We start from the raw sequence: 26,032 nt of genomic DNA on the forward strand, positions 1-26,032 counted from the left end.
GTGACCGACTGCCTGTTCTGCCGCATCGTCGCCGGTGAGATCCCGGCGACGGTGGTCCTTGAGACGCCGTCTGTGCTCGCCTTCCGCGACATCCACCCGAAGGCTCCTGTGCACGTGCTTGTCATACCCAAGGAGCACTATGCCGACATCGCCGCGCTGGGTGCCGGCGACACGGCGCTGGCGGGTGAGCTGCTGGCCGGTGTGGCCGCGGTGGCCGAGAAGGAAGGGCTGTTGGGTGATGGGTTCCGGGTGGTCTTCAACACCGGTGAGTCGGTCGGCCAGAGCGTCTTTCACGCCCACGCCCACGTGCTCGGCGGGCAGACATATGGAGATCTATGACTGAGTCGCAGCGCGCCCTGGAGACGATGGTCCGCCAGACCCAGGCCACGGCCCGGGTGCCCGCCTTGAGCGTGGCCTTGCGGCGCAACGATCGTGAGCTGTGGACCTGCCAGGTCGGCACCTCCGGCACCGGCATCGAGCTCAGTGCCGACAGCCGGTTCCGCATCGGCTCGATCACCAAGACCTTCACCGCCGTGCTGGTGATGCAGTGCCGCGACGCGGGTCTGCTGCGCCTTGACGATCCGGTGTCGCGCTACCTCGACGTCCCGGCCCACGGCGAGCTGACCATCCGGCGGCTGCTGTCGCACACCGCGGGCCTGCAACGCGAGCCCTTCGGCGACGTGTGGGACACCCTGGTCGCCCCCGATCTGGAGGGCTTGCTCAAGGAGCTGGCCCGGGCCGAGGCCGTGCACCCGCAAGCGCGCCGTTTCCACTACTCCAACCTCGGCTTCGCCGTGCTGGGGCAGCTGGCCGCCAAGGTGCTCGACGGTCAGTGGTGGCCTCTGGTGCAGGAGCGCATCTGCGGTCCACTGGGCCTTGCCGCCACCACCCTGGCGCCACCTTCGCAAGCGGTGACCGGCTATCTGGTCGATGCCTACTCCGACAATGCCCGGCCCGAGCCGCCCGCCGACTTCGGCGCGGTGGCGCCCGCCGCCCAGCTCTGGAGCACGGCCGCCGACATGGCCACCTGGGGTGCCTTCCTGGCCGACCCGGAAAGCGTCGAGTCGTCCGGTGAGGTGCTCTCCGCCGCGACGCTGGCCGAGATGCGCTGGCCGCTGACCCCGCGCCATGAAGGGGTGTGGCTGACCAGCTTTGGGCTTGGGCCGATGCTTTATCCCCAGCCTGACCGCTCGGTGCACGTCGGGCACAACGGCGCCATGCCCGGCTTCCTCGCCGCCGCCTACGGCCGCCAGGGCGGGCCGGGCAACCCCGGCGGCGTGGGCGCGGCCGTCCTGGCCTCCTCGGGCACCGCGTCGGAGATTTTCGACCTGGCCCACCGCCTGATCAACGAGGCGCTGACCGGCGATCCGATGAGCATCCCGGTGTGGCTGCCCGGCACCCCGGTGCCGGCCGAGCTGAGCAGCGCGCTGGGGCGCTGGTGGGGTGAGGGGTACGAATACGTCTTCCGCTGGTCCGAGGGCTCGCTGACGGCCACCGGGGTCGACGACCCGCAGTGGCTGACCCCCGCTACCTTCGCCCCGGTCGCCGGTGAAACGGACATTTATCGCACGATGTCCGGGCGTGAGGCCGGGGAGCTGCTGAGGTTGACGCGAGGCCCCGACGGGGAAATAACAGTCATGCACTGGGCCACCTATCGATTCACTCGCCGTCAGCAGACCTTTGATGGCGTAAACGTGTTCGTGGGTGGCTAGCAGTGGCGATTACCATGGAGTCCAACGTCGAGTCCAGGAAGCAGGTGGCGGTAGGCCGCTTGGCCGAGTTATGAGCGTCAGTTCGACACAGAGCAAGATCACCGTTGCTGACCCGCGCATCATGGTTCAGCTTCTTGGCACCGGAGATCGCAACCTCCGGTTCATCGAGAAAGCCCTCGCCAGCGATGTCATGGTGCGGGGAAACGAAATCACCATTAGCGGATCGGCGGCCGACAACGCGCTTGCCGAGCGACTCTTTTCCGAGTTGCTAGAGCTGATCGAGAAGGGCGAGACGCTGACCGAAGACGCAGTCCGGCGCACCGCGGAAATGCTCACCGAGGGCACCGCCGAGCGTCCGGCCGAGGTGCTGACCCTCAACATCCTCTCCCGTCGCGGGCGCACCATCCGCCCCAAGACGCTGGGCCAGAAGAAATATGTCGACGCCATCGACCAGCACACCATCGTCTTTGGCATCGGCCCGGCCGGCACGGGAAAGACCTACCTGGCGATGGCGAAGGCGGTCCAGGCTCTGCAGGCGAAGCAGATCAACCGGATCATCCTGACCCGTCCCGCGGTCGAGGCCGGTGAGCGGCTTGGCTTTCTGCCCGGAACGCTCAACGAGAAGATCGATCCATATCTGCGGCCGCTCTATGACGCGCTGCACGACATGATCGATCCCGAGTCGATCCCGCGGCTGATGACCCAGGGCACCATCGAGGTCGCACCACTGGCCTACATGCGGGGCCGGACGCTCAACGACGCGTTCATCATCCTCGATGAGGCGCAGAACACCACGCCCGAGCAGATGAAGATGTTCCTCACCCGGCTCGGGTTCGGTTCCAAGATCGTCGTCACCGGTGACGTGACCCAGGTCGACCTGCCCGGTGGCACCTCAAGCGGGTTGCGCGTCGTGCAGGACATCCTCGATGGCGTGGAAGACGTCCACTTTTCCCGCCTCACCAGCGCGGATGTCGTGAGACACAAGCTGGTCGGTGAGATCGTTGACGCCTATGCCAGGTGGGACGCCACGCAGGAGGCCCCGCCACAGGTGCACGCGATGCAGGGCCGCCGCGCGGGCCGACGTAGATAGCTGAGGAAATATGTCGATCGAGATCGCCAACGAGTCCGGGTACGAAGTCGACGCCGATGTGATCGTGGCGATCGCCCGGCACACGCTGAGCCAGATGGGGGTCAATCCGCTGGCCGAGCTTTCGGTGCTGCTCGTCGACTCCGATTACATGGCCGAGCTCAACCATCGCTGGATGGGCAAGGACGGCCCGACCGACGTGCTGGCCTTCCCGATGGATGAGAACACCATCGACCACGGCCCGGCCGAGGCGACCGGCGCGCCCACCCTGCTCGGCGATATCGTGCTGTGCCCGGAGGTGGCCACCGCCCAGGCGCTCAAGTACGGCAACGCCGATCCGCGCATGCGCCGCGACCAAGATGAGGGCGAGGCGGTAAGACCCGCCGACGGAAAGTATGGCGTCGCCGACGAATTGAATATGCTCACTATCCACGGGGTGCTGCATCTGCTTGGCTACGACCACGCAGAGCCAGAAGAGGAGCGGGAAATGTTCTCCCTGCAGGGCAAGTTGCTGGAAAGCTGGCAGGCAAGACAGTGAGTGGTGATTTAGGCGGCCTGCCTGACGCCGCCCTGCTCGGCTCGGCGGCGGGCCTGGTGGTGCTGGCAGGAATCTTCGCCATGACCGAGTCCGCGCTTGGCGTCGTGTCGCCCGCGCGGGCGGCCGAGCTGGCCCGGGAGGGCAAGCGCGGCGCGCAGGCGCTGCATGCCGTGGCTTCGGACGCCGTACGACATATAAATCTTCTGCTGCTCTTGAGATTGCTCTGCGAGCTGACCGCGACCACGTTGGTGGCGCTGGTGGCGGTGGAAACGTTCCAGGGCTCGGCGTGGAAGGCCGCCCTGGTCACCGCCGGGGCGATGACGCTGATCAGCTACGTGGTGGTGGGTGTCGCCCCGCGCACGATCGGCCGCCAGCACGCCTATTCGGTGGGCCGCTACACCGCGCCGGTGGTGCGCTGGCTCGGGCGCATTCTCAACCCGCTGGCCAACCTTCTGATCGTCATCGGTAACGCGGTCACTCCCGGCCGCGGATTCCGCGAGGGGCCTTTCGCCACCCAGGTGGAGCTGCGTGAGCTGGTCGACCTGGCCGAACAGCGCGGTGTCGTGGAGCACGGCGAGCGCGAAATGATCCACTCGGTCTTCTCCCTGGGCGACACCATCGCCCGCGAGGTGATGGTGCCGCGCACCGAAATGGTGTGGATCGAGGCCAGCAAGACCGCCGAACAGGCGCTCGCGCTGGCGCTTCGCTCGGGCTTCTCACGCATTCCGGTGGTGGGCGAGAGCGTCGACGACGTGCTGGGGGTGGTCTACCTCAAGGACATCGCCCGGCGGGTCCAGGAAGGCAACGCCGCCACCACCCAGGTGCTCATGCTGATGCGCGACGCGGTCTTCGTGCCCGAGTCCAAGCCGGTCGACGATCTGCTCTCCGAGATGCAGGCGGCCCGCACCCACATCGCCATCGTCATCGACGAATACGGTGGCACCGCGGGGCTGGTCACCATCGAGGACATCCTGGAGGAGATCGTCGGCGAGATCACCGACGAATATGACGTCGAACGGCCGCCCATCGAGAGGGTCGGCGAGGATCAGGTCCGGGTCACCGCCCGGCTGCCCATCGAGGACCTGGGTGAGATCTTCGATGTCGCCCTGCCCGCCGACGAGGTCGAAACCGTGGGCGGGTTGCTGGCGCAGGCCCTTGGCCGGGTGCCGATCCCCGGCTCATCGGCCACTGTCGGCGGGCTCACCCTGGTCGCCGAGGGCACCACGGGCCGCCGCAACCACATCGATACAGTCCTGGTCCGGCGCACCATCGCGCAGGAGTCGCCGGCCGTATCCGGAGAAAGGCACCTTGCCGATGTCTGAGCTGTCCGCCGAGGACGAGAAGCTGGTAACTCTGGCCAAATCCGCCCGCGCCCGGGTCGGGGCCGTTGAAGGCGCGGCCGTGCGCGACGAGGACGGCCGCAGCTACACCGGCGTCACCGTCCGCCAGCCCTCGTTCGAGGTCACCGCCCTGCAGCTGGCGGTGGCGAGCGCGCTGGCCGCGGGAGCGTCCACATTGGAGGCTGCCGTCGTGGTCACCGCCGAGGCCAAGGTCGACGAGACCCCCGTGCGCGATGTCGCGGCTACCGCCCCGATCCATCTCATCGCCGGGTGAAGCCCTAGTAGACCGACAGGTGAACGTGGTTGGTGTGGTCGCCCGCGGGGTCGTCGCCACAGTTGGAACCGGCCGAGTTGTAGCGGTGCCAGCCGACGCCGTATTGCCAGATCTGGCAGTACCACACCACGTACATCACGCCTAAGGCCTTGGCATTCTTGACGAAGAAGGCGGCCAGCCGGTCGCCGTAGGTTTTGTTCTCCCCGCCGGCCGATCTGTTGACGAACCCGTCCGGGGTCGCCGCGAAGTCGCAGGCGCGGCCCTTCGGGTGCTCATAGCGGTTGCCGGGCCGGAAACAGGAGACGTACCAGGTGAACCCGGCCCGCTTCGCCTCGGCCATCGCGTGCAGGGTGCGCGGCGTGATGCAGCCGCTGGTGGTCGGATCGTCCAGCGAACACGACTCGCTCGGCCAGGTGCCGTCGGGGTTGCGCGGCGCGGGCTGCGCCACCGGCATCCCGGACGGGTCCACCACATCGGCGCGTTTCGCCGAGGCCGACGCCAGCGCCTTTTCCGCGGCCAGCTTTCGTTTGGCCATCTCCTGCACCGCGGCCGCCTGCGCGCCGACCTCCGCATCGATGGCGGCTTTCGCTTCCGCCGCACGGGATTTGGCCTCCGCCAGATCGCCTATCCGATCAAGATCAGCGCGACTGATCTTGTCGAGGGTCTGCGCCCGGCCGAGGAAGTCTTCCGTGCTGGTGGCCTGCAGCATCAGCGCCACCGGCGTGATCCGGCCGGTGCGGTAGGCCTCGGCGGCGAAGTCGGCGATGCGCGCCCGGACCCGGGCCACATCGTTCTCGGCGACCGCCAGCCTTTCCTGCTGTTGAGCCTGCTTGGCTTTGGAGGCGGCGAACTCGGTCTCGGCTTTGATGTACCCCTCCGCCGCCGCGGCCAGATTGGCGCGCAGCGTGGTCAGCGCCTGCGAACCGCCCTCTTCGGGCGTCGTCGGCTCGGCCGTGGCCGGGGCGCCGGCGGTCAACGCCAGCAATACCGCGATCGCGACGACTGCCGCTTTCCAGCGCGAATAGGACCAGGTGGGGGTCACGCCGCCACACGCTACCCGGTACCACCGGGGCAGCCCAGCTCACAGATCCGCCAACGGAGATCGACATCCATGATGAGCTGCAACAACACGCCGCCAAAAAAGTGTGGAGCCGGGTGGCTTCGCCCCAAATTGGTTTGCCCACCGCGCCACCGGTCGCCGATCCTTGGTCCATGAACAAGAATCCGGTCCTCGACGCGCGCAACGTCGTCGACGAGCTGTTCCCGCAGGCGCGTTGGGCAATCCTGACCGGCAGCGTGATCACCTCGGCGCGGACGCTGGGATCGGATCTGGACATCGTCGTGCTGCTGCCCGATGGCGATCCTCAAGCGCCACACCGTGATTCGCGTCGTTACCGCGGCTGGCCGGTGGAGCTGTTCGTGCACGACGAGCAAACGTTGCGTCACTATCTGGCCACCGAGCTGGCCGCCCGCAAGCCACACCTGCACCGGATGCTCGGCACCGGGGTGGCTCTCACCGGCGATCCCGTGATGTGGCAGGAACGCTGCGCCAAGGTGCTCGCCGGCGGTCCGCCGCCGTTGACGGAAGCGGAGAGAGATCGGGCACGCTACGGGCTGACCGATCTCCTCGATGATCTCGTCCACGCGGTGGATCCCGGCGAGCGCACCGTGATCGCCGCTACCGCCTGGCAGGCCGCGGGCGAGTGCACGCTCAGTCTGGCCGGGCGCTGGACGGGCGGCGGGAAATGGCTGTTGCGTGAGCTGAGGCAGTGGGATCCGGCCGTGGCCGACGACTGGCTTGCCGCGCGCCAAGACCCGGCCGGCTATATCCGCCAGCTCCTCGAGCGCCACGGCGGGCCGCTGTTCGAGGGTTACCGGGCGGTTGGTGAGCGTGCGGGCAATGCCGAAACCGGCACGCCCACACGCGTTCCCGTGGGGTGATCAGTCAGCGATGTCGGCGCAGACCGCGTGCGCGGTGATATCCCAATCGGTAAGGAAATTCGGGTCGGTTTCGTAGGCGGAAAGGGTGACCGAGGTCGGCGCCGTGGTGGCGTCGCCGTTGGGCCGCATGTCGTCGATGACCACGTCACCCAGCCCGCCGTGAATCTGGTATCCGGCGCCGACCAGGACCTCATCGCCCAGGCAGGAGGCGGTGACGCTCCTGGAGTCGGCTGAGCTGGTGGTGCTGGTGGCCGACCGCCGGATCAGACCGGTCGGGGGGTAGGCACAGGTGGCGTGCGTGGTCACCGACCAGTTCGCCGGGTAGTCCAGGTCGGTCTCGTAGGCGGTGACGGCGACGGTATGCGGCTCAAGACCTACGTTGCTGCTCGGCAGAATGTCGTCGATCAAGGCTTCACCGGTCGCGCCGGTGATGACGAAGCCCCCGCCGATCAGCGCCTTGCCGATATCGCAGGCCACGGTGGCGCCTTTGAAGCCCTGCGACTCGGTGCTGCTGATCTCGGTGATCCGTTCCAGGCCCGAAAGCTCCTCGGCGCAGATGGCATAGGCGGTCAGATTCCAGTTGCCGGCAAACGGATCCTCCTCGTAGGCGACCACCGTGACCGAGGCCGAGTTGGTCAGCGGGAGGTCGTCGACCACCGCCTCACCGGTGGCGCCATTGATCTGGTACCCGGCGCTCAGCAGCACTGTTTCGTCGGGACAGTGGGCGGTGACCGTCTTGGGATCGCTGGAATCGTTGACGCTGGTGGCCGAGATCCGGACCAGGCCGGGGACAGCTGCGGCGGCCGGTGCGACGTGCACCAGCTGAGATCCGAGCAGACCGACGCTGAGCGCCAGGCTTAGCCGGATCAGTTTTCGTGTCCGTGTCATGGTTCCTCCACGTGTCAGGCTCGTGCCCGCGCGGGCACATCTGCTGACATGAGTGGCCTGGCCGTTGCGCGCCAAAAGGTTCCGGCTATCAGAAACCCGACAACGCTGATACCTTGCCCGTCATGGCGACACATTGGACGCTCGGCTGCGACGCCGCCGAGCCGGACAAGATTGCGGCCTTCTGGGCGATCGCGCTCGGGTATGTGACTGAGCCGGGTTACGACGACCCGGAGGGCGCTTCCATCATCGATCCGGAGGGGTTGGCCCAGCCATCGGCTTTCTCAAGGTACCCGAAGGAAAAACAGCCAAAAACAGGATGCACATCGATATCCGGGTGGCCGGCGAGCCGCCTTGGGACATGGCCGAGCGCGAGCTGCTCATCCGGGCCAAGGCGGCCGAGTTGGTGGCCGCCGGTGCCACGTTTGTCCGGGAGGAATCCTACGACGAGCACCTCGGCCACGTCGTGATGCTCGACCCGGAGGGCAACGAGTTCTGCGTCGCGTGAGGCGGCTTCTCGTCGGCCATGACCCGCGAATGCCAAGCCTCGGCCAGGCGCAGTAATCCCTCGTCGCCGCCGGCTGCTTCATAGACGCTCTGCATAGTTCACAGGATGCCAGGCCGGCCCGATGATGGCCTAGCCTGGCAAGGGTGACCGTGCACGAGCTTTCGCGGCGCGACGCGCGCCGCATCGCCATCCGCGCTCAGCTCCTTGACAGCCACCGCCCGGCCTCGCTGCTCGACGTGGTGAGGCGGCTGACTCTGCTCCAGGTCGAACCCACTGCAGCGGTCGCGCCCAGCGCCGATCTGGTGGTGTGGAGCCGTCTCGGGTCGTCCTACGCCCCGGCCGAGCTGGTGGAGGCGCTGGAGGACGGGACCCTGATGGAGTTGCGCGGGATGATCCGGCCCGCCGAGGACATCGCCCTGTACCGCGCCGAGATGGCCGCCTGGGAGACCCGCACCGGTCTGCGCGATTGGGAGGAAGGCCAGCGGGAATGGGTGCTGGCCAACGATACCTGCCGGCGCGACATTCTCGATCGGCTCGACGCCGAAGGCCCGCTTCCGTTGTCCGCGTTGCCCGACACCACCGAGATCCCGTGGAAGTCCACCGGCTGGAACGACGATCGGAACGTGTCCATGCTGCTGGGCTTCATGGTGCTGCGAGGCGAGGTCGCCATCGCCGGCAGGCGTGGCCGGGAACGCCTGTTTGATCTGGCCGAGCGGGTCTATCTCGACGAAATCGTGCCCGAGGAAAAGGCGCTGGACATCCGCAACGCCAAACGCCTGCGGTCGCTGGGCATCGCCCGCGCCCAAGCACCGGAAACCTCGGTGGAGCCGGCGGACGTGGCGCAGGTGGGGGAGCCAGCCGTGATCGAAGGGGTCAAGGGTGCCTGGCGGGTCGACCCCGCGCAGCTGGGCCAACCGTTCTCCGGGCGGGCCGCGCTGTTGTCGCCTTTCGACCGGCTTGTCTATGACCGCAAGCGAATGGTCGAGCTATTCGAATTCGACTACGGTCTGGAGATGTACAAGCCAGTCGCAAAAAGACGTTGGGGGTACTACGCCCTGCCGATCCTTTACGGCGACCGGCTTATCGGCAAACTCGACGCCACGGCCGACCGTAAAGCACGGGTGCTGCGAGTAGACGCCATCCACGAGGATGCCCCCTTCACCAAGGCGGCCACCGCCGCGGTGACACGGGAAATCAAAGACCTCGCCCACTGGCTCAACCTCGAGCTGGACCTGCCCGGCTAAGCTAGGCGCCGGTGAATCCGTCGATGCGCTCGCGAATGAGGTCGGCGTGGCCGGTGTGGTGCGCGTATTCCTCCATCACGTGCAGGTAGACCCAGCGCAGGTTTACCTTGCCGGTCGGGGCCTTGGGGTCGTCGACCGGCTCGTCCAGGTCGCGTTCGGCCACCGCTGCGTCGCATGTTGCGGTTTCTTTCAGGAAGAAGGCGTAGTCGGCTTGTGCGTCGGCATCAGCGACGAGGTCGAAGTCGGCGTCGGGGAATTCGTCGGTGGCGTAGGCGTCGGGCACGTCTTCGTGAAGGTACTTGGTCCGGAACCAGAAGCGCTCCACCTCGGTCATGTGCCGCAGGATCCCCAGCAGGGTCAGGGTCGACGGCTCGACGGAGGCGGTCTTGAGCTGATCGGCGGTCAGGCCTGAGCATTTGCGCAGCAGGAGAACGCGGCGAAGCTTCAGCCAGTTGTCCAGCATCTCGCGTTCGCCGCAGGCCATGTCCGTCCGTTGTCCCCGCGCTACGTCGGGTGCGATCCACGTCATACCGCCATGATGAACAGGCGCGCAAACCGTTTTCCGGCTCCTCAGCCGGCCTGGCGCTTCAGCCAGTCCTGCAGGTGGAGCTGGCCGACGCGATGCCCGTCCGCGGGAATGAGGCTGTCCTGGCTGAGCTCGGCGCCGAAGTAGGGCGCGTGGGGGTCGGTGACCACCTCGCGCGGGTCGTCCTTGGCGCGCAGGTAGTCACGGATGAGTTGGTCGAAGCGGAACTGCTCCGGCCCGGCGATTTCGAGCCTGCCGTTCAACGGCACCCCGACCGACACGTCAGCCACCATGCCGGCGACATCGTCGGCGGCCATGGGCTGGAACAGTACCGGCGCGATGCGCACGGTGTCGCCCTCTGTCGCCGATTGGGCGATGGCGTCGAGGAACTCGAAGAACTGGGTGGCATGCACCAGCGTGTAGGGGATCGAGGAGCTTGAGATCAGCTGCTCCTGGGCGACCTTCGCCCGGAAGTAGCCGCTTTCGGGCAGCCGCTCGGTGCCCACCACCGACAGCGCCACGTAATGCCCGACGCCGGCCCGCATCGCCGCCGCCAGCAGGTTACGTGTTGAGGTCTGGAAGAACTCCAGCACCGCCGCGCTCTCGAAGGACGGCGAGTTGGACACGTCGACCACCACGGAAGCGCCTTCCAGCGCCGCCTCCAGGCCCTCTCCGGTGATGGTGTTCACGCCGGTGTTGGGCGCGGCCGCGACCGCCTCGTGGCCCTGCCCCTGCAGCGCCGTCACGACCTTCGACCCGATCAGCCCGGTGCCGCCGATGACTACAACCTTCACTGTTTGCGCCCCTCCCCAGCCGGACACGAAGTCACCCGGAGCCTCTCACATCGGCGAGGGCGCTGAAGGCAGAATGCAGTTATGCCTCGACATTTGCTGGTGCCCGGACGCGGCCTGCCCAAGCCGGAACATTGGATGCAACGCTGGGCCGCCGCGAATCCCAGCTACCTTTGGGCGCCCCGCCCGCCGGGTCCACCGTTCATTTTGGAGGATCGGGTGCAGGCGCTGCATGCGGCCATCGCCGCCGACGACGAGCCGGCCGTGCTGATCGCCCACAGCGGCGGGTGCCTCAGCACGGTGGTGTGGGCGCAGCGCCATGTCGGCCCGGTTCAAGCGGCGTTGCTGGTCACGCCGCCCTATGTAGACAAGCATTGGCCCTCGTTCGGGCTCGTGCCGCGGCAGAGGTTGCCCTTCCGCACTATTCTCGTAGCCAGCCACACCGATCCGTACACGTCCTTCGCACAGTTTCAGCGTTATGCCGACGATTGGGGCGCAGAGCTTTTCGACGCGGGAGAGGCCGGCCACCTCGAAACGGCGAGCGGCTACGGGCCTTGGCCCGACGGCGAAAGGCTCGTCGAAACACTCACCTGATCTGATCGACTAGGGAGAGTCATGAAGGCTGTTGTCTATTCGCGGTACGGGTCGCCCGAAGTGCTGGCATTGGCAGACATCGACACGCCCATCCCCAAGGCCGACGAGGTACTGGTGAAGGTGCACGCGGTGTCGCTGAACGCCTCCGACTGGGAGGTGCTGCGGGGCAAGCCGCTCTACTCGCGCATCAACGGCCCGTTTCGCCCGCGGCATCGGGTTCTCGGGTCGGACATCGCCGGGCGGGTCGAGGCGACAGGTCCGCAAGCCACGCTGTTCCAACCCGGAGACGAGGTGTTCGCCGACATTCTCAGTCACATGGGCGGGTTCGCCGAGTACGTGTGCGTGCCGCAAGGTGTGCTGGCGCGCATGCCGAGCGGCATGACCTTCGAGCAGGCGGCCGCGCTGCCCCAAGCGGGAGCCATTGCGCTGCAAGGCATTCGCACCAGGGGGCTGGCCAAGCCCGGCGAGCAGGTGCTGATCAACGGCGCCGGGGGCGGATCGGGCATGTATGCCGTGCAGCTGGCCAAGCTGCTCGGCGCAGAAGTTACCGGTGTGGACAATGCGGAGAAGCTGGAATTCATGCGCTCCATGGGCGCCGACCATGTCATCGACTACCGGCGGGAGGACTTCACCCGCAACGGCCGCACCTATGACGTGATTCTCGACCTGGCCGCCTATCGCCCGGTGTCGGCCTACTCCCGCGCGCTGGCCCCCGGCGGGCGCTATCTGTATGTCGGTGGCTCCGTGGCAACGCTTTTTGGGGTGCTGCTGCGCGGGCCGCTGATGGGAAGGCGAGCCGGCAAGCGGATACGCCTGCTGCCGGTGGCACTGGGAGTCAAGCACCTGGCGCCCATCATCGAGCTGTGCCAGGAGGGCAGGATCACGACCGTCATCGATCGCCGGTACCGGCTGGACGAGGTGCCGGAGGCGTTGCGGTACCTGGGTGAAGGACACGCCAAAGGCAAGGTCGTCATCACCGTCACCTAGCCGCGAGCATGATCCGGTCAAGGACCGGCTCGAAGCCCAGCTGCCGATGGCTCGCAGCGGTGGCCGTGTCCGCTGCTTGAGCCAGGACAAGGACATCGCGGGCCAACTCCTTTGCCGCGATGCAGGCGGCGACGAAGGCGGCGTCGCCGTCGGCCGGGTCATCGGGCGCGTAGACCGCGCTCAGCCGCACCATGCCCGCAACCTGGCGGCTCCGCCCGGCCATCGCTTTGGGCGTGCCGGCCCGCTCCCACAACACGATGCCGCCGTAGCTGAGCGGGTCGTCGACCACATAAGCCAGCTCGCTGGGGTCGTCAGGAAATGCGGCCATCAGCCGGCCGAACCAGGAGACGAGCAGTTCACGGTCGGCCGCGGTGGCCACCCTCGCCCGCCCGGCCGGTAAAGGTGGCGGCCGCAGATCGCCGAGCCGGTAGAGCCTGATCCGCGACCGCTCACGAAGCTCGATGCCCGAGCCGTGCCGCCAGGCGGCCACCACCGAATCGGCCAGCCGGCCGTCCACACCGACCGCGCTCGCTGCGGCCAGTTCGTCCACAATGGACTCCAGCGCTTCGCCGGCCATCAGCGACAGGATCGGCGGATGCCCTGGCGCCCGAAGGAACGCGCCCGCGACATCGCCCGTGGCCGGCTGCCACCAGCCGTAAAGCTGGTCGGTGGTGCTGCCGGGCCGGGCAGCCAGATACGCCGCCTCCGTCAGCAACACCGTGTTGTCGATCGGGGCGGCCCTCAGGAAGTCACCGGCCGCGGCGAGAAACGCGTGGACGTCGGTCGATGTTTCCCAGGTCACGCCAGGCGCGGCAGGACCTGCTCGGCCACTGCCTCCATGTACTCGACGGGATGCCGGTCGGGCATCAGCTGCATCTCGGTCACGCCCAGCGCCGCATAGGCCGCCACGTCGGTGAGGAACGCGTCGACGTCGCTGAGCACGGGACGGACGAAGACGGCGGTCTTGGCTATCCGGTCGTAGTCGCGTCCCTCCGCGTCGCAGTGGGTGCGCAGCACGCCGAGCTTGTGGGCGATGTCGTCGGGGCTGGTGGCGAAGAGGTTGCACGCGTCGGCGTAGCGCGCCACCAGACGCAGCGTCTTCTGCTCACCCCCGCCGCCGATCATGATGGGCGGACCGGGCTTGCTGATCGGAGCGGGCACGCACAGCGTCTCGGCCAGCTGATAGTGCCGGCCCTCATAAGGCCCGTTGTTGTCACTCCACATCTGCTGGCAGATCTGTATCGCCTCCTCCAGCCGCGTGAAGCGCTCGCCGACCGGGACCACCGGCACCCCCAGGCCCCGCTGCTCCCGCTCGTACCAGGAAGCGCCGATGCCCAGGCGGGCCCGGCCCCCCGAGAGCACGTCCAGCGTGGTCACGGTTTTGGCGAGCACGCCCGGATGCCTATACATCACCCCGGTCACCAGCAGACCCAGCGTCATCCGGGTGGTCTTGGCCGCCACAAAACCCAGCGTCGTGTACCCCTCCAGCATCGGCTCGTCGGCCGCCGCCGCGCCCTCCATCTGAAAGAAGTGATCCATGACGGTGAACGAGGAGATGCCTGCCTGCTCGGCCACCTGCGCGGTCTGGGCGAGCGTGTCCGTGATCGATGCCGGATCGGCCGGTCGCGAGTAGTTCCAGTAGTGCAGTCCAAGCTTCATCGGGAGTCCCTTCGGGCGCGGCACATCGCGGCGTCAGCGACAACGCTATGTCTTAGAGCGCACTCGAAGGCAACCCCAATGCCGCTCAGAGCGCGCGGCTGTACATGCGGCGGTTGGCGAAGTTCTGGTAGCCGCAGCGGGCGAAGGCCTTGACCATGGCGACATTGGACCGGTCGCAGTCGCCGCGGATCTCCGTCGCGCCGCTGATGGCCAGCAGGTGGGTACCGCGGGCCACCACCGAGGTGGCATAACCCTTGCCGCGGTGGGCGGTCGCCACGCCGACCATGCCGATGATCGGGAAGGCGGCGTTGCGGGCGGGCAGGCTCAGTGCGGCGGCCGTGCCGTCCGGGTCGTAGCCGATCTCGTACCAATGGGGCTGGTGGTCATATTCGAGGCACTCCCGGAAATGGGCCTCGGCGGCCTTGCGCAGGCCCTGCTCGGCGACCGCCGCCCGCAGCAGCGCGTCGGCGGTGTTGGCCAGGATGTCTTCCAGCAGGTCGACGAAGGGCGCCTCGCCCAGCTCGGTCAGCGGCCGCCACGTCAGCCGGGGATCCAGCTCGGGCATTCCGTCGGCCGTGCGCCAGGCGAACCTTTCCCCGTCGCGGTCAACGGCGAACCCCGCGTCGGCGAGGAGCTGAGCCCGCAGCTGCGGGTCGCGCTGGAACTGCGGCGCTTGGGCCGGGCTGTCCCAGCAGTGGCCCTGACGCTGGGCGCCCAGGCTGCGGGCGAGTTCACCGGCCCGCTCCAGCAGCCGGCCGCCAACCGAGGCGTCGGTGGCGTCAAGCAGCACGATATCGATCGGCTCCGGGTGACCGGGCGCGGTCCACAGCACCACATTGCCCACGAGCCCGGCCCCCGGCTCCTCGGCGACCAAGCACCATTCCGGCTTGGTGCAGCCGCTTTCCAGCAGGCTGGTCAGATATCCAGCGGTGGCGGCGTTTCGTTCACCGTCTCCGGAGTATTCGGTCAGGGCAGGAATCTCGGTGGGCTGAGCGGGCCGAACAATCGTCACAGGCCGCCACGCTACCGGCAACGGCCCCGCCGCGTGGGCCCGCCTAGACGCCGACGAGAGGCCACCGCTGCGCGACAGTGGCGACGGTGGTGGCCGGATCAGTGTCCCAAATGGACTGATTGAAGATCTCCACCTCGACATAGCCGTCGTATCCGGCCCGCCGCACCGCCCCGGTGATGGCGGGGAAGTCGATGTGGCCGTCGCCGACGTGGCCGCGGCCCAGCAGCATGTCCTCGGGCAGCGGCACCACCCAGTCACACACCTGGTAGCTGGCAATGCGGTCGCCGGCGCGCGCGATCTGGGCGGGCAACTGCGGATCCCACCACACGTGATAGGTGTCGACCACCACCCCCACCTCGTGCGGCGCGAAGGGCTCGGCGATATCGAGCGCCTGGCCCAGGGTGGACACCACAGCGCGGTCGGCGCAGAACATCGGATGCAACGGCTCGATGGCGAGCCGCACGTCGTGCTGAACCGCGTACGGGACAAGGGCTTCGATCGAATCCGCCACCACCCGCCGGGCGGCCGGAAGATCCTTCGACCCGTCCGGCATGCCCCCCACGACGAGGATGAGCTCGCGGGTGCCGAGCGTGGCTGCTTCCTCGATCGCCCGGCGCGTGTCATCGAGCCCGAGCTGGAAGAAGCCGCCACGGCACAGGCTGGTCACCGTCAGGCCGTGGGAGTCGAACAGTTTGCGCACCGCGCCGGCTCCGCCCGCCGCCTCGACCGCGTCGCGCCACGGCCCTATCCCGGTGATGCCGTTCTCCACGCACAGCTGCGCGGCCTGCGCCAGCGAGGCCCGCTTGACGGTCGCGGTGTTCAGCGACAGCTTCATGCCAGGCTCGCCAGGCGGGCGGCGGCCAGCTCCGGGTCGGCGATGACTCCGGCCTGCACCGCCAGCTCGTAGAGGCGGCGCAGGTGTTCGGGGGAGCGGGCCGACTGGTGGCCGCCGAGCATCCGGAAGTGTTCCTGGTGCCCGTTGAGCCACGCCAGGAAGACGATGCCGGTCTTGTAGTGGAAGGTGGGTGTCTCGAAGATGTGACGCGCCAACGGAACTGTCGGGTCGAGCAGCTCGCGGAAACGTGCGGTGTCCCCCGCGTCGAGGGCTGCCTTCGCCGCCGCCGCGGGCACCGCGATGGCGTCGAAGATGCCAAGCAGCGCATGCGAACCCGACTCAATCAGGGCGGGATAGTTGAAGTCGTCACCGGTGTAGAGCCGGATGCCCTCGGGCAGCGCGGCGCGCAGGGCGATCTCGCGGTCGGCGTCCAGCAGCGACACCTTGATGCCGTCGATGCTGTCGGCGTGCTCATGCATCAGCGCCAGGGCGCTTTCGGCGGCCCGGTCGAGGTCGGCCGAACCCCAGTAGCCCTGCAACGCCGGGTCGAACATGTCACCCAGCCAGTGCAGGATCACCGGACTGTCCACTTGCGACAGCACCTTGCCGTAGACGGCATGGTAGTCCTCGGGTCCGCCGGCCGCCGCGGCCAGCGCTCGGGATGCCATGAGGATGACCCCGGCGCCCGCCTCCTGAACCACTTGCAGCTGTTCGAGGTAGGCCGCCTCGATGTCGGCCAGGGACTGGGACTGGGGCGGCAGTTGATCCGTACCCACACCACAGGCAAGAAGGCCCCCGACGGAGCTGGCTTCGGCGGCACTGCGCCGGATGAGCTCCTTGGTCGCCTCCCAAGGCATGCCCATGCCGCGCTGGGCGGTGTCCATCGCGTCGGCCACCCCCAATCCCAGCGACCACAGGTGATGGCGGAAACGCAGGGTGGCTTCCCAGTCGATGCCGGTGTCGGAGGTGGCCACCACGTGAGCTGCCGCATAGAAGATGCGGGAAGTCATGCCAGGTCCTCCACCGCGAGGCGGCGACCCTCCCGGGCCGAGCGCAGGCCCAGCTCGGCCAGCTGCACACCCCTGGCGCCGGCGAATAGATTATGTGGGTACTCGGCACCGGTGACCACGCAGGTGAGGAACTCCTCCCACTGCGTCTTGAATCCGTTGTCGTAGACGTCGTTGTCGGGAAGCTCTGTCCACTGTGAACGGAAGTCGTGCGACACCGGCAGATCCGGGTTCCACACCGGTTTCGGCGTGGTCGCGCGGTGCTGCACGCGGCAGCCCCGCAGCCCAGCCACCGCACTGCCCTCGGTGCCGTTGACCTGGAAGGTCACCAGCTCGGTGCGGTCGACCCGGGTGGTCCACGAGCTGTTGACCTGCGCGACGATGCCGCCCTCAAGCTCGAACACGCCGTAGACCGCGTCGTCGGCGGTGGCGGCGTAAGGGTTGTTCTGCTCGTCCCAGCGCTGCGGAATGTGGGTGCTCGCGTGGGCGAAAACCGACCTGACCGGCGCGATGACGTGGTCGAGCACATAACGCCAGTGCGGGAACATGTCCAGGATGATGCCGCCGCCGTCTTCGGCGCGGTAGTTCCAGCTGGGCCGCTGCGCGGGCTGCCAGTCTCCCTCGAAAACCCAATAGCCGAAGTCGATGCGCACATCGAGGATGCGGCCGAAGAAGCCGGAATCGACCAGCCGCTTGAGCTTGCGAAGCCCCGGCAGGTAAAGCTTGTCGGCCACCACGCCGTGCTTGATGCCCCTGGCTTCGGCTGCGCGGGCAAGGGCCAGCGCATCGGCCAGCGACTCGGCGGTGGGCTTCTCGGTGTAGACGTGCCGGCCGCGGTGGATCGCCTTCTTCAGAGCATCTACCCGCGCGGTGGTCACTTGCGCATCAAAGTAGATCTCGTTCTCTTCGAGCGCCTTGTCTAGATCTGTTGTGTACTGGGTCAGCCCGTGCTGATGGGCCAGCTGCTCAAGCTTGGCCGCGTTGCGGCCCACGAGGACCGGCTCGGGCCAGATCACGCTGCCGTCGCTGAGGGTGAGCCCTCCCTGTTCCCGGATCGCCAGGATGGAACGCACGAGGTGCTGGCGGTAGCCCATCCGGCCGGTAACGCCGTTCATCACGATGCCTATAGATCTACGGTCCACGTCCACACTCCACCCATCCCGGTGCCCTGCCCGACTCCCGCCGCACTGCGGAAAGCGCTTTCCAGCGCATGCGGTACCCTACGCACATGCCTCGCGCCACGTCAACAGGTCCAACTCTGCAGCAGGTCGCCGCCCTCGCCGGGGTGTCGCTGGCGACGGCCTCCCGAGTGCTGCACGGCAGCGGCGGGCGGACACCGGCGTCCGCCCTCGTGGAGAAGGTCACCGACGCCGCCGCCCAGCTCCGCTACGTCGCTCACGCTCCCGCGCAGTCGCTGGCCAGCTCCCGCAGCACCGTCGTCGGCCTCCTTGTCCACGACATCGCCGACCCCTACTTCGCGGCCATCGCCACTGGCGCCATGCGCGTTGCCCGCGAACATGACCTCATGGTCCTCGTTGCCAACACCTTCCGCGACCCCGGGCTGGAAATGGATTATCTGGCCCGTCTGCGCGCCCAGCGGGCCCGTGCGGTGCTGCTCGCCGGTTCCGCCTTCACCGACTCCTCACTGACCCCCTCCCTTTCCGAGTTCACCTCGACAGGCGGCCGGGTCGTCGCCATCGGCACGCACGGCGACGCCTTCGACACGATCGCCCCCGACAACTACGGGGGTGGCCAGCTCGCCGCCACCCACCTCGCCGATCTCGGCCACACCACCGTCGGCGTCATCACCGGACCCTCCACATTGGCCACGGTCAGCAACCGCCTCGGCGGCTTCTCCTCGATCATGGAACCCGCAGCCGTCGCCGAAGCCGACTTCACCCGCGAAGGCGGCCGCGCCGCCGCGATGTCGCTGCTGCAAGACCGTTCCCTGACCGCCATCTTCGCCCTCAACGACCTGATGGCGGTCGGAACCCTTGCCGCGCTTCGAGACCTGGGCCGTCACGACGTCTCGGTCGTCGGCTTCGACGACCTGCCGGTCGCCGTCGACGTGACCCCGGCCCTGACCACCATCCGCCTGGACCTCACCGACATGGGCGCCAAAGCGATGGAACTGGTCCTGGCCAACCTGCCCACCGGGCGTACCATGGAAGCCCCGGCAACCCTGGTGGTCAGAGCCAGCTCCATGCCGGTCAGACCTCCCAGATGAGCTCGGCGGGCAAGAGCTTGCTCGCAGGCACAGGATCAGCTGTCATCAACGGGATATCCATAGATCGGGCCAGCATGCAGGCGTTGGCTAGGCCGAGGCTGCCCATGAAGCGGGCCATGTTACCGACGATCATCGCATCTGTGGCTTGCAGCGGCTCCACCGCGAGCTGCGGCAACGTGTGGAAGACATCGAGCATTGGGCTGTCGTCAAGTTTGACAGCCCAATAGGCCTCACTTATGGAGACCGCTGGAGCCAGAACCCTCACCCCGACGTCGGCCATGAACGAGAGCACGCCCGAGACAGTTATCCCTTCGGCGGCGACATAACGCTGAATTGCACTGGTGTCGATGATGCGGGCGGTGCTCACCTTGCTGGCCGCCTGAAACGCGCAAGCAACGCTTCGCTCTCGGCCAGCCGCGCGGCCTTGCGGACGGGATCAGCAAGAATTCGCTCCTGCTCCGCAAAGTCTCGTCGGGCTTTGTCGATGGCTTCTTGCGGGATTTCCGGCAGGCCGAGCCGCCGATGGAGCTCTGGCAGGCTTTCGCCCGGCAACATCCTGACTTTCGGCCTTCTGAACTGGGCGAGGAGTGCCTCTGACTCTGCTTTACGGGCGGCCCTTCGCTCAGGATCGGCCATCCTTTGCTCGTGCTCACGGATTTGCTCGCGCGCTTTGTCGATGGCTTCCTGCGGGATTTCCGGCAGCCCCAGTCTGCGGTGGATTTCTTGCAAGGTTTCCCCGGTCATGGCGATCAGGCTAGTTTTGGCGCGATTGCGGTGGCAACAGGTGTGCGAATGTTTGCTCGAAGAATTTGTTCATTTCGAGATTGCGTTGTGCGGTAGCGTGTTTGGGGTGCTGGACCAACTTGTGACGCGGCTGGCGGGGCCCGACGAGGCGGAGATTCTTGGTGGGATGCGCTGGGCGTGGAGTCACGAGGGCGATCCGGATCGCGGCGCAGACTCGCCTGGGCGGTCGGAATACGTTGACACGTTTGCCGATTTGGCTCGTGCACATACCGATACCCACCCGGCCTATCTGTCCTTTGTGGAGGGTGAGCCGGTCGGCATGGCGTGGCTGGCGCTGATCGCCCGCCCGCCGGGTGTCGGGCAGCTAAACCGCTACGTGGGTGACATTCAGAGTGTCTATGTGGCACCGCAATGGCGCAATCGGGGCGTTGGTGGGCATTTGATGGCAACCATCATCGCCGAGTCCAGAGCGCGTGGCCTGACCAACCTGTCGGTGCGCGCGGGGCTGCGTCCTCGGCCGTTCTATCACCGGATCGGGTTCACCCGCGACGGCGGTGTTCTCGACCTGAAACTGTGAGTAGCCTGTCCCGGTGGATCCGAAGTCGGCGGAGATCGCGCGGGAGCAAGAGTATTTCGACCGCGCCGAAAAGCACCGCGAACAGAAGCGGCAGGGCGGTAGCCTCGCCGGTCAGGCCGGTGTGCACCCGGCTGCCGCAGCGGCGCTCATCCGTGAGGCGCGCCAGCGCGCCGAACAGGTCGGCGGGGCCGACGACGCGGTGGCGATCGGCAGGATCGACGACCAGGAGGGCGCGGCGCTTTACATCGGCAAGCATCTGATCCTCGACGAGGAGAGCGAGCCGCTGGTCATCAGCTGGAAAGCCCCCGCGGCCGAGCCGTATTATCTGGCCAGCCACGCCGATGCCAGGAATGTGGCGCGCAAGCGCACCTTTGCCTGTTCCGGCAATCATATCGACGACTTTACCGACGTCATCTTCGCCAGCATCGCGGCGGCGGTGGCCGGGCCTGACTCGGAACTGTTGCGGGATCTCAATCGCGGCCGCACCGGAAGCCTTCGTGACATCGTGGCGACCATTCAGGCGGCCCAGTTCGAGCTGATCCGCGCGCCGCTGGAACAGGTGCTGGTCATCGAGGGCGGGCCGGGCACGGGAAAGACGGTTATCGCGCTGCACCGGGTGTCGTGGCTGCTCTACCAACACCGGGAAAGGCTTCAGGCCCGTGAGGTGCTGGTGGTCGGGCCCAACCCGACGTTTGCCCGGTACATCACCTCGGTGCTGCCCAGCCTCGGCGACACCGAGGTGGCACAGGTGGACATCACCAAGCTGGCGCCCGAGGTGGCGCTCGGCTGGCGCGACGAGCCCGATGCTGTTCGGCTCAAAGGCGACCCGCGGATGGTGGGCCTGCTGGCAAGGGCGCTCGACGGCCGCGTCGGTGTTCCCGAGCCCGCCGAGCGGCTTCTGGTCGATGGCCGCTTCGTCACGCTGCCGGGTCCCGAGGTGGAGGCGGCGGTGACGGCGGCACGCCGGCTGGACATGCCATACACCCAGCGGCGGCTGGCTTTGCGCGACAGCCTGGTGCAGATGCTGGCCGACCGCGGCCTGGCCGCGCCCGCGGGTGTGGTGGAAAACCTGCTCAGCCGGTTGTGGCCGGTGATGACCCCGGGCGCGTTCCTGCGCGATCTGCTGGGCTCAAAGGAGCGGTTGTTCGCCGCGGGCGGCGCGGAGTTCACCACCGAGGAGTTGCTGTCGCTGCGCAGAAGGGCGGCAGACCGGCTCTCCGAACAGGTGTGGAGCCGCCACGATCTGCCCCTGCTCGACGAGGCCGAGCAATTGATCAATGGTTCGCCGCAGCGCTATGCCCACATCGTCGTCGACGAGGTGCAGGACCTGTCGCCGATGCAGTTGCGCAGCATCGCGCGGCGCTCATCCACCGGCTCGCTGACCATCGTCGGCGATCTGTCGCAGTCGACCGGGGCATGGGCGCGCGACAGCTGGGCCGAGGTGGCCGAGCACCTGCCGGCCAAGCTGGAACACCATGTGGTCAATCTGCGCTACGGCTACCGGGTGCCCAAGCAGATCTTCGATCACGCCGCCCCGCTTCACCGGGTGGCCGCTCCCGAGGCGGTCGCTCCCGAGGCGGTGCGCGAAGGCCCGCAAGGCCCGCGCATCCATCGCGCTGAGGAGGCCGACCGGGCCGGGCGGGTGGCCACCATGGCCGCGGTGCATGCGGCCGAGGGCCGGTTCGTCGGCATCATCTGCGCCGCGCCGCAGCGCGGTGAGGTGGAAGAGGCGCTGGCCGCCAACGGTTCCAGCTGGAGCAGCGCCGATCGTGGCGAGCTGGGCCGCGCCATCAATCTGGTCAGCCCGCAGGAGGCCAAGGGCCTGGAATTCGATGCGGTGATAGTTGTTGAGCCGGAGGCGATTGTCGCCTCGGACCCGCGCGGGCTTCGGTTGCTCTATGTGGCGCTGACCCGTACCACCGGCTACCTCGACGTCATCGCGGTAGGAGATCCCTTGCCGCTCAAGGCATCCGAGCCGTCGAGGAAGGCGCTGGCGATGCCCGGCGCGCCGCTTCCCTCGTCGGTGGCCGGCCCAGCCGCGCAGGTGGCGATCCTGGTGCGCAACAGCACCGCCAATGAGCGCTGGGCCGAAGTGCTGCGCGAGGCAGCCCGTCTCCTGGAGCGGCCTGAATAAACCGCCGGCTACTGTTTGCGGGCGAAGATGGCGTCGCTGGACAGGCGGCGGCCCACCTTCTGTTCCACGATCCGCTCCATGATGATCGCGGCGGTGTCCTTGCTGGCGCAGGCCACGTCGAGCTGCTTGGCCAGTTCCGCGAGGGGCGCCTTGGCCAGCTTGAGGTCTTTGAGGTACTTGGTCGCGGCCGCCCGGTCGTTCAGCGCCTTGAGATCCGCGTTGACCTGCTCGGCTGAGATGTCGAGCGCGGCCGGTTTCTTCGCCCCGGCGGGGGCGGCGACCCGATGGCCCTTGGGGATGAGCTCGAGGCGCGCCTCTCCGGACAGCAGGGCGTCGACCTGGTCGTCGGGCAGCTTACGCAGAAACTCGGCCACCTTGACCAGGACATCGTGCGTGCGCTCGAGGTTCACCTGCACTCCTAAACTCTGATCAGGGAGAGGAACTCGTTGGTGATCTGGTGCAGATCGTATTCCACGTTCTCGGTGGTCTGGCGGGACAGTACCGCCGGGATGCCGTGCTCGCCCGGATCGGCGAAGACGGCCTTGCTCTCCCGCAGCGTGTGCCGGAACACGGGCACCTCGATGTCCTTGAGCCCGTTGATGTATCCCTGAAGTTTGACCATCAGCCCGGCCCCGGCGTATTGGACCATGGTGAAGACGACGCCGAGGATGACCGGGTTGATCGCGACGGCCGGGTTCGAGCCGGCCACCCGATCGTATTCGTCGACCAGCTGCGAAAGCCTGGTACGCAAATAGTCAATGCCCAATGTGGACAGATAGTCGGCCTTGGCCGGCACGAGGATGTGCTGGCTGGCGACCACGGCGGTGCGGGTTACCATGTTGAAATTGGGCGCGCAGTCCATCAGGATCACGTCGTACTCTTCGAAAGCCTTGCCCGCCAAGGCGTCTGCCAGCAGACGGTAGACGCGAAGGTAGTGCGGGTTGAAGGTCTGGTAGCGGGCGCCGCCCAGCCCGTGGGCCAAATCGAGCTCCACGTCCACCAGGCGAAGGTCGGAGGAGATCAGGTCGAGGCGGCCTCTTTCCAGCGCGGCGTTGACCCGCGGCGGGGTGAGCACCAGTTCTTCCAGGTTTTTGGCTGCGCCGGACATGATGTACGACTCGTACCAGCGCAGAATCGTGCGATCGGGATCCCACTCATCGGGCCGATAGAACGAGAACGTCAGGCTGGCCTGTGGGTCGAGGTCGATGAGGAGCACCTTGCGGCCCCGGTTGGCGATCTCAGCGCCGAGGTTGGCGGTCATCGTGGTCTTGCCGACCCCGCCTTTGTAATTGAGCACCGCGACGACTGTCATTCGTTCACGCTACGTGATCCCCTGACGACTTTGGCTACGATGGACGGCTGAAAAAGTGCACTCGGTGGGATGACCAGATGCTGGACCGAACTGAACACCCGGCGGACAACCGGGTCATAGCGGGCGGCGAGCTGGACCCGGCGCGAGTAGCGGTTGAGCAGAGCGATGCCGGGCGGCCTGGGGCCTTGCGTCTCGGGGAAGGCGAAGTCGCCGCCGGCCGCGAAACGCCATGGCGTGGCCAGAATCGAGCCGACTTCCCGGTAGTAGTCGCGGGCCATCGCGGCATCGGCGCTGGAGTGCTTGTCCAGCATCCGCCCCAGCGCGAGCGCGTCGAGGGCGGCACAAGTCATGCCCTGGCCGTAAATCGGGTTGAAGCTACAGACAGCATCTCCGGTCGTGACAAACCCACCCGGTACAAGACGAAGCTTCTCAAAATAGCGACGACGGCTGGACGGGAATCCGTAGGACACGACCTCGCTCAAAGGCTCGCCGTCGCGAAGCAGGTCAGCGATGGCCGGGTAGGGCAGCTCCTTGGCGAACCGCTGGAACTCGGCCTCGTCCTTGGGGAACTGGCCGTGCCAGCCGCCGATGGAGACCAGCCAGCGGTCGCCCTCGATGGGCAGGATGAGCCCGGCCCGCCTGCCCCGCGGCGGGGTGGGCAGGATGAAGACGCAGACGCCTTCGGGCAGGAAGCCCGGCTCGCGGCGAAACACCCGGGTGGAATAGCCCACCCCGATTTTCACCTCCGCCGCTTCCGGGACGGGGAAGTCGAGGTTGGCCAGCCAGCGGTCGGAACGGCTGCCACGCCCGGTGGCATCGACGACAAGATTGGCGGCCAGCGTCTCGCCGTCGTCGAGCCGGACCCCGGTGACGCCCAGCGAGCTGCCGGTGAGCGCGGCGATGGCCACACCGTCGCGAATGGACACGTTGGGGTGCGCCAGAAGCCGGCCGCGCAGCGTGGTCTCCAGGAATGGGCGGCTGAACGAGACCAGGTGCAGTCCGGTGTCGGCGGGCGGCCACACCACCCCGAAACGGTGGATGCACATGTCGCGCCCGGCCTCGAAGGGCACCGCCCCACCGGCGACGAGCTCTTCTTTGACGCCGGGAAACAGCTCGTCGAGCGCGGCCTGCCCGGAGGCCAGCAAAACGTGCGGGTGATGCCCCTGCGGCACGCCGCGGCGTGGCACCGGATTGTCGGGCAGGATGTCCCGGTCGAGAACGGTGACCCGGTCGAAGCGGCTGGCCAGGGCTTGGGCGGCGGTCAAACCCGCAACGCTGGCTCCAATGACGACGGCATGACTTCTCCCCACGTCCCCGGACAGTAGCACCGCCGGGTTATTACGTTATACGATATAGCGCGTCGCGATATAGAGCAGAGCGGAGTGACCATGGATGGCCTGGGCAGGTTCGCCGAGCCGAGTGTGCTGATTCTGGCCAGCCTCGCCGATGGCCCGAAGCACGGCTATGCCCTGATCAAGGACATCGAGGAGCTGGCGGGCACCACGCTGGGCCCGGGGACGCTCTATGCGGCGCTGGCCAGGCTCGAGCAGCGGCAGCTGATAGAGGCGTTGCCAGAGCAGGACAGGCGTCGCCCCTACCGGATCACCCCCGCCGGCGCGCAGGCCGTTCGGTCCTATTTGGAGGATGCGCGCCGGGTAGTGGCCGCCGGGCTCAAACGGCTGGCGGCGTTCGCATGAGATGGCTGCTCGCGCTCTACCCGGCCGCGTGGCGGGAACGATACGGCCCCGAGATGGGCCAGCTGCTTGACGATCTGAAGCACAGGCCGTGGCCGGCGCGGCTGGCCATGGCCGTCGACCTCGCCCGCGGCGCGGTAGACGCGCATGTCACCAAGGAGTCGCTGATGAGCACAGATACCCGGCGCGCCCTCAAACAGGGCGTGGTCGTCGGCCTGCTGGTGTGGGCCGCCCTGTCGGTGGAGATCGTGCTGTCCAACGTGGTGTTCCCCAGCCGGGAGGACGACGACACGGTCTCCGTCCTGGTCGCCTACCTGGTGATCTTTGCCTCGCTGGCGGCGGTTGGCATCCTGGCCTCGCGCACCGCGGTCAGCACGGGTGGGCTGGCCCTAGCCGGGGCGATC

General features: G+C 67.5%; 30 protein-coding genes. 15 read left to right on the forward strand and 15 right to left on the reverse strand.

The window, feature by feature from the left end:
- The 6 genes from Rhe02_RS05980 (at position 1) to Rhe02_RS06005 (ending at position 4,951) form a co-directional block, all read left to right on the forward strand.
- On the forward strand, positions 1–339 hold the full coding sequence (locus tag Rhe02_RS05980) for a histidine triad nucleotide-binding protein (RefSeq protein ID WP_203907067.1): 339 nt from the start codon (positions 1–3) through the stop codon (positions 337–339).
- Positions 336–1,712: a serine hydrolase domain-containing protein gene (locus Rhe02_RS05985; protein ID WP_203907068.1), complete on the forward strand. Its 1,377-nt coding sequence runs from the start codon at positions 336–338 to the stop codon at positions 1,710–1,712. The genes Rhe02_RS05980 and Rhe02_RS05985 overlap by 4 nt, the downstream gene beginning before the upstream one ends.
- Before the next feature lie 70 nt (positions 1,713–1,782).
- Positions 1,783–2,802: a PhoH family protein gene (locus Rhe02_RS05990; RefSeq protein ID WP_203907069.1), complete on the forward strand. Its 1,020-nt coding sequence runs from the start codon at positions 1,783–1,785 to the stop codon at positions 2,800–2,802.
- Between the two features lie 10 nt (positions 2,803–2,812).
- The gene (gene ybeY, locus Rhe02_RS05995) at positions 2,813–3,337 is read left to right on the forward strand and encodes an rRNA maturation RNase YbeY (RefSeq protein ID WP_203907070.1); all 525 of its coding nucleotides are present in this window, start codon (positions 2,813–2,815) and stop codon (positions 3,335–3,337) included.
- Entirely contained in the window at positions 3,334–4,659 is a 1,326-nt protein-coding gene (locus tag Rhe02_RS06000; protein WP_203907071.1) for a hemolysin family protein, read from the forward strand. The genes ybeY and Rhe02_RS06000 overlap by 4 nt, the downstream gene beginning before the upstream one ends.
- Positions 4,652–4,951, forward strand: coding sequence for a cytidine deaminase-like protein (locus Rhe02_RS06005; protein WP_203907072.1), 300 nt, complete (start codon positions 4,652–4,654; stop codon positions 4,949–4,951). The genes Rhe02_RS06000 and Rhe02_RS06005 overlap by 8 nt, the downstream gene beginning before the upstream one ends.
- Before the next feature lie 4 nt (positions 4,952–4,955).
- Here the strand turns inward: Rhe02_RS06005 and Rhe02_RS06010 are convergent, their stop codons facing one another.
- Entirely contained in the window at positions 4,956–5,993 is a 1,038-nt protein-coding gene (locus tag Rhe02_RS06010) for a coiled-coil domain-containing protein (RefSeq protein WP_203907073.1), read from the reverse strand.
- 170 nt (positions 5,994–6,163) lie between these two features.
- On the opposite strand from Rhe02_RS06010, the gene Rhe02_RS06015 reads away from it, so the two are divergent.
- Positions 6,164–6,892, forward strand: coding sequence for a nucleotidyltransferase domain-containing protein (locus tag Rhe02_RS06015; protein ID WP_203907074.1), 729 nt, complete (start codon positions 6,164–6,166; stop codon positions 6,890–6,892).
- Here Rhe02_RS06015 and Rhe02_RS06020 read toward each other — a convergent pair whose 3' ends face one another.
- Positions 6,893–7,780, reverse strand: coding sequence for a hypothetical protein (locus tag Rhe02_RS06020; protein ID WP_203907075.1), 888 nt, complete (start codon positions 7,778–7,780; stop codon positions 6,893–6,895). It lies immediately after the preceding gene.
- Positions 7,781–8,051: 271 nt separating this feature from the next.
- Here Rhe02_RS06020 and Rhe02_RS49655 point away from each other — a divergent pair, with 271 nt between their 5' ends.
- Complete coding sequence (locus tag Rhe02_RS49655; protein ID WP_373320606.1) at positions 8,052–8,285, forward strand: VOC family protein; 234 nt, start codon at positions 8,052–8,054, stop codon at positions 8,283–8,285.
- Positions 8,286–8,428: 143 nt separating this feature from the next.
- Positions 8,429–9,529: a DNA glycosylase AlkZ-like family protein gene (locus tag Rhe02_RS06030; RefSeq protein ID WP_203907076.1), complete on the forward strand. Its 1,101-nt coding sequence runs from the start codon at positions 8,429–8,431 to the stop codon at positions 9,527–9,529.
- 1 nt (position 9,530) lies between these two features.
- Here the strand turns inward: Rhe02_RS06030 and Rhe02_RS06035 are convergent, their stop codons facing one another.
- The gene (locus tag Rhe02_RS06035) at positions 9,531–10,058 is read right to left on the reverse strand and encodes a DinB family protein (protein WP_203907077.1); all 528 of its coding nucleotides are present in this window, start codon (positions 10,056–10,058) and stop codon (positions 9,531–9,533) included.
- Between the two features lie 41 nt (positions 10,059–10,099).
- A complete protein-coding gene (locus Rhe02_RS06040) occupies positions 10,100–10,849 on the reverse strand; it encodes an SDR family oxidoreductase (protein ID WP_203907078.1) in 750 nt (249 codons plus the stop codon).
- 81 nt (positions 10,850–10,930) lie between these two features.
- Here Rhe02_RS06040 and Rhe02_RS06045 point away from each other — a divergent pair, with 81 nt between their 5' ends.
- Together Rhe02_RS06045 and Rhe02_RS06050 are read left to right on the forward strand one after the other, a co-directional pair.
- Positions 10,931–11,440 (forward strand): RBBP9/YdeN family alpha/beta hydrolase, encoded by a 510-nt coding sequence (locus Rhe02_RS06045; RefSeq protein WP_203907079.1) that lies wholly within the window; start codon positions 10,931–10,933, stop codon positions 11,438–11,440.
- Positions 11,441–11,461: 21 nt separating this feature from the next.
- Positions 11,462–12,427: an NAD(P)-dependent alcohol dehydrogenase gene (locus Rhe02_RS06050; protein ID WP_203907080.1), complete on the forward strand. Its 966-nt coding sequence runs from the start codon at positions 11,462–11,464 to the stop codon at positions 12,425–12,427.
- Here the strand turns inward: Rhe02_RS06050 and Rhe02_RS06055 are convergent.
- The 6 genes from Rhe02_RS06055 to Rhe02_RS06080 all read right to left on the reverse strand — a co-directional run bounded on the left by Rhe02_RS06055 (position 12,420) and on the right by Rhe02_RS06080 (position 18,082).
- Entirely contained in the window at positions 12,420–13,229 is an 810-nt protein-coding gene (locus Rhe02_RS06055; RefSeq protein ID WP_203907081.1) for a hypothetical protein, read from the reverse strand. The two genes, Rhe02_RS06050 and Rhe02_RS06055, sit on opposite strands and share 8 nt — an antisense overlap.
- Positions 13,226–14,086 (reverse strand): LLM class F420-dependent oxidoreductase, encoded by an 861-nt coding sequence (locus Rhe02_RS06060; RefSeq protein WP_203907082.1) that lies wholly within the window; start codon positions 14,084–14,086, stop codon positions 13,226–13,228. Before Rhe02_RS06060 ends, Rhe02_RS06055 begins: the two co-directional genes overlap by 4 nt.
- 85 nt (positions 14,087–14,171) lie before the next feature.
- On the reverse strand, positions 14,172–15,098 hold the full coding sequence (locus tag Rhe02_RS06065; RefSeq protein ID WP_239123441.1) for a GNAT family N-acetyltransferase: 927 nt from the start codon (positions 15,096–15,098) through the stop codon (positions 14,172–14,174).
- A gap of 43 nt (positions 15,099–15,141) precedes the next feature.
- The gene (locus Rhe02_RS06070) at positions 15,142–15,933 is read right to left on the reverse strand and encodes a sugar phosphate isomerase/epimerase family protein (RefSeq protein WP_203907083.1); all 792 of its coding nucleotides are present in this window, start codon (positions 15,931–15,933) and stop codon (positions 15,142–15,144) included.
- Complete coding sequence (locus tag Rhe02_RS06075) at positions 15,930–16,943, reverse strand: DUF993 family protein (protein WP_203907084.1); 1,014 nt, start codon at positions 16,941–16,943, stop codon at positions 15,930–15,932. Before Rhe02_RS06075 ends, Rhe02_RS06070 begins: the two co-directional genes overlap by 4 nt.
- Positions 16,940–18,082, reverse strand: a complete 1,143-nt coding sequence (locus tag Rhe02_RS06080; protein ID WP_203907085.1) for a Gfo/Idh/MocA family protein — start codon at positions 18,080–18,082, stop codon at positions 16,940–16,942. The genes Rhe02_RS06075 and Rhe02_RS06080 overlap by 4 nt, the downstream gene beginning before the upstream one ends.
- An 86-nt stretch (positions 18,083–18,168) precedes the next feature.
- Here Rhe02_RS06080 and Rhe02_RS06085 point away from each other — a divergent pair, with 86 nt between their 5' ends.
- Positions 18,169–19,167 (forward strand): LacI family DNA-binding transcriptional regulator, encoded by a 999-nt coding sequence (locus tag Rhe02_RS06085; RefSeq protein WP_203907086.1) that lies wholly within the window; start codon positions 18,169–18,171, stop codon positions 19,165–19,167.
- On the opposite strand, the gene Rhe02_RS06090 is transcribed toward Rhe02_RS06085, so the two are convergent.
- Both Rhe02_RS06090 and Rhe02_RS06095 read right to left on the reverse strand, forming a co-directional pair.
- Positions 19,151–19,534: a hypothetical protein gene (locus Rhe02_RS06090; protein ID WP_203907087.1), complete on the reverse strand. Its 384-nt coding sequence runs from the start codon at positions 19,532–19,534 to the stop codon at positions 19,151–19,153. The two genes, Rhe02_RS06085 and Rhe02_RS06090, sit on opposite strands and share 17 nt — an antisense overlap.
- Positions 19,531–19,911 carry an ABC transporter substrate-binding protein gene (locus tag Rhe02_RS06095; RefSeq protein ID WP_203907088.1) on the reverse strand — a complete coding sequence of 127 codons (381 nt, stop codon included), beginning with the start codon at positions 19,909–19,911 and terminating at the stop codon, positions 19,531–19,533. The genes Rhe02_RS06090 and Rhe02_RS06095 overlap by 4 nt, the downstream gene beginning before the upstream one ends.
- Here Rhe02_RS06095 and Rhe02_RS06100 point away from each other — a divergent pair.
- Together Rhe02_RS06100 and Rhe02_RS06105 are read left to right on the forward strand one after the other, a co-directional pair.
- A complete protein-coding gene (locus tag Rhe02_RS06100) occupies positions 19,910–20,488 on the forward strand; it encodes a GNAT family N-acetyltransferase (protein WP_203907089.1) in 579 nt (192 codons plus the stop codon). The genes Rhe02_RS06095 and Rhe02_RS06100 overlap by 2 nt on opposite strands.
- 13 nt (positions 20,489–20,501) lie before the next feature.
- Positions 20,502–22,622 (forward strand): HelD family protein, encoded by a 2,121-nt coding sequence (locus Rhe02_RS06105; RefSeq protein WP_203907090.1) that lies wholly within the window; start codon positions 20,502–20,504, stop codon positions 22,620–22,622.
- Positions 22,623–22,630: 8 nt separating this feature from the next.
- Here the strand turns inward: Rhe02_RS06105 and Rhe02_RS06110 are convergent, their stop codons facing one another.
- From Rhe02_RS06110 to Rhe02_RS06120, 3 genes are read right to left on the reverse strand one after another with little or no spacing between them, the layout of a single operon-like run.
- A complete protein-coding gene (locus Rhe02_RS06110; protein WP_203907091.1) occupies positions 22,631–23,032 on the reverse strand; it encodes a hypothetical protein in 402 nt (133 codons plus the stop codon).
- An 8-nt stretch (positions 23,033–23,040) separates the two neighbouring features.
- Positions 23,041–23,934 carry a ParA family protein gene (locus Rhe02_RS06115; RefSeq protein WP_203907092.1) on the reverse strand — a complete coding sequence of 298 codons (894 nt, stop codon included), beginning with the start codon at positions 23,932–23,934 and terminating at the stop codon, positions 23,041–23,043.
- The gene (locus Rhe02_RS06120; RefSeq protein ID WP_203907093.1) at positions 23,931–25,244 is read right to left on the reverse strand and encodes an FAD-dependent oxidoreductase; all 1,314 of its coding nucleotides are present in this window, start codon (positions 25,242–25,244) and stop codon (positions 23,931–23,933) included. Before Rhe02_RS06120 ends, Rhe02_RS06115 begins: the two co-directional genes overlap by 4 nt.
- A 78-nt stretch (positions 25,245–25,322) precedes the next feature.
- On the opposite strand from Rhe02_RS06120, the gene Rhe02_RS06125 reads away from it, so the two are divergent.
- Entirely contained in the window at positions 25,323–25,631 is a 309-nt protein-coding gene (locus Rhe02_RS06125; protein ID WP_203907229.1) for a PadR family transcriptional regulator, read from the forward strand.
- Positions 25,632–26,032 lie beyond the last annotated feature (401 nt).

This window comes from Rhizocola hellebori (genome assembly GCF_016862955.1).
Taxonomy (GTDB): Bacteria; Actinomycetota; Actinomycetes; order Mycobacteriales; family Micromonosporaceae; genus Rhizocola; species Rhizocola hellebori.

Excerpts from the sequence above, each read along its gene's own strand:
- Rhe02_RS06125 (WP_203907229.1), top strand. The coding sequence starts at position 25,323 with ATGGATGGCCTGGGCAGGTTCGCCGAGCCGAGTGTGCTGATTCTGGCC.
- Rhe02_RS06070 (WP_203907083.1), bottom strand. The coding sequence starts at position 15,933 with ATGAAGCTGTCGCTGAACACCGCGACCGTCAAGCGGGCCTCGCTGGCG.
- Rhe02_RS06045 (WP_203907079.1), top strand. The coding sequence starts at position 10,931 with ATGCCTCGACATTTGCTGGTGCCCGGACGCGGCCTGCCCAAGCCGGAA.
- Rhe02_RS06015 (WP_203907074.1), top strand. The coding sequence starts at position 6,164 with ATGAACAAGAATCCGGTCCTCGACGCGCGCAACGTCGTCGACGAGCTG.
- Rhe02_RS06085 (WP_203907086.1), top strand. The coding sequence starts at position 18,169 with ATGCCTCGCGCCACGTCAACAGGTCCAACTCTGCAGCAGGTCGCCGCC.
- ybeY (WP_203907070.1), top strand. The coding sequence starts at position 2,813 with ATGTCGATCGAGATCGCCAACGAGTCCGGGTACGAAGTCGACGCCGAT.
- Rhe02_RS05985 (WP_203907068.1), top strand. The coding sequence starts at position 336 with ATGACTGAGTCGCAGCGCGCCCTGGAGACGATGGTCCGCCAGACCCAG.
- Rhe02_RS05990 (WP_203907069.1), top strand. The coding sequence starts at position 1,783 with ATGAGCGTCAGTTCGACACAGAGCAAGATCACCGTTGCTGACCCGCGC.
- Rhe02_RS06075 (WP_203907084.1), bottom strand. The coding sequence starts at position 16,943 with ATGACTTCCCGCATCTTCTATGCGGCAGCTCACGTGGTGGCCACCTCC.
- Rhe02_RS06095 (WP_203907088.1), bottom strand. The coding sequence starts at position 19,911 with ATGACCGGGGAAACCTTGCAAGAAATCCACCGCAGACTGGGGCTGCCG.
- Rhe02_RS06020 (WP_203907075.1), bottom strand. The coding sequence starts at position 7,780 with ATGACACGGACACGAAAACTGATCCGGCTAAGCCTGGCGCTCAGCGTC.
- Rhe02_RS06035 (WP_203907077.1), bottom strand. The coding sequence starts at position 10,058 with ATGACGTGGATCGCACCCGACGTAGCGCGGGGACAACGGACGGACATG.
- Rhe02_RS06050 (WP_203907080.1), top strand. The coding sequence starts at position 11,462 with ATGAAGGCTGTTGTCTATTCGCGGTACGGGTCGCCCGAAGTGCTGGCA.
- Rhe02_RS06115 (WP_203907092.1), bottom strand. The coding sequence starts at position 23,934 with ATGACAGTCGTCGCGGTGCTCAATTACAAAGGCGGGGTCGGCAAGACC.
- Rhe02_RS06005 (WP_203907072.1), top strand. The coding sequence starts at position 4,652 with ATGTCTGAGCTGTCCGCCGAGGACGAGAAGCTGGTAACTCTGGCCAAA.
- Rhe02_RS06100 (WP_203907089.1), top strand. The coding sequence starts at position 19,910 with ATGGCGATCAGGCTAGTTTTGGCGCGATTGCGGTGGCAACAGGTGTGC.
- Rhe02_RS06060 (WP_203907082.1), bottom strand. The coding sequence starts at position 14,086 with ATGAAGCTTGGACTGCACTACTGGAACTACTCGCGACCGGCCGATCCG.